The sequence below is a fragment of the Kitasatospora sp. NPDC086791 genome (assembly GCF_040685975.1).
In the GTDB taxonomy this organism is placed as follows: domain Bacteria; phylum Actinomycetota; class Actinomycetes; order Streptomycetales; family Streptomycetaceae; genus Kitasatospora.
Genome location: NZ_JBFBOC010000083.1, coordinates 1 through 1,162, shown reverse-complemented (window position 1 = coordinate 1,162; position 1,162 = coordinate 1). Strand labels below are relative to the sequence as shown.

Genomic DNA, 1,162 nt, shown 5'->3' with positions numbered 1-1,162 from the left:
CGTACAGGTCGGGCGGGGTTACGGGAGGTTGCGGGCCATCACGATCCGCTGGACCTGGTTGGTCCCCTCGTAGATCTGCGTGATCTTCGCGTCCCGCATCATCCGCTCCACCGGATAGTCACGCGTGTACCCGTACCCACCCAGCAACTGCACCGCGTCCGTCGTGATCTCCATCGCCGCATCCGACGCGTAGCACTTCGCCGCCGCACCGAAGAACGTCAGATCCCCGTCCCCCCGCTGCGACTTCGCCGCAGCCGCGTACGTCAACTGCCGCGCCGCCTCCAGCTTCATCGCCATGTCCGCCAGCATGAACTGCACACCCTGGAACTCCGCGATCGCCTTCCCGAACTGCCGACGCTCCCGCACGTACCCCTTCGCGTAATCCAGCGCACCCTGCGCGATCCCCACCGCTTGCGCCGCGATCGTCACCCGCGTGTGGTCCAGCGTCCGCATCGCCGTCGCGAACCCCGTCCCCTCCGCACCGATCATCCGGTCCGCCGGAATCCGCACATTGTCGAAGTACACCTCACGCGTCGGCGACCCCTTGATCCCCAGCTTCTTCTCCGGAGCACCGAACGACACCCCCTCGTCGCCCTTCTCCACCACGAACGCCGAGATCCCCTTCGACCGCTTCTCCGGGTCGGTCACGGCCATCACCGTGTAGAACTCCGACACACCCGCGTTCGTGATCCAGCGCTTCACACCGTTCAGCACCCAGACATCACCGTCCCGCACCGCCCGGGTCCGCATCCCCGCCGCATCCGAACCCGCCTCCGGCTCCGACAGGCAGTACGAGAACATCCCCTCACCCCGGGCCAACGCCCCCAGGTACTTCGCCTTCAACGCCTCCGAACCCGACAACTGCACCGGCAGCGACCCCAGCTTGTTCACCGCCGGGATCAACGACGAGGACGCACACACCCGCGCGACCTCCTCGATCACGATCACCGTCGCCAGCGCGTCCGCCCCCGCACCACCGAACTCCTCCGGCACGTGCACCGCGTGCAGATCACTGCCCCGCAGCGCCTCCAGCGCCTCCTGCGGGAACCGGCCCTGCTCGTCCACCTCCGCCGCGAACGGGGCGATCTTCGCCTCGGCCAGCGAACGCACCGCCTCACGAAGCATCTCGTGCTCCTCGGAGATGCGGAAGAGATCGAAGTCC

General features: G+C 67.6%; 1 protein-coding gene. It reads right to left on the bottom strand.

From position 1 onward, the window contains the following. Positions 1 to 18 precede the first annotated feature (18 nt). Positions 19 to 1,162 (bottom strand): acyl-CoA dehydrogenase family protein (locus AB0Q99_RS34315; protein WP_363578191.1); only part of this gene is annotated, 1,144 nt, incomplete at its 5' end.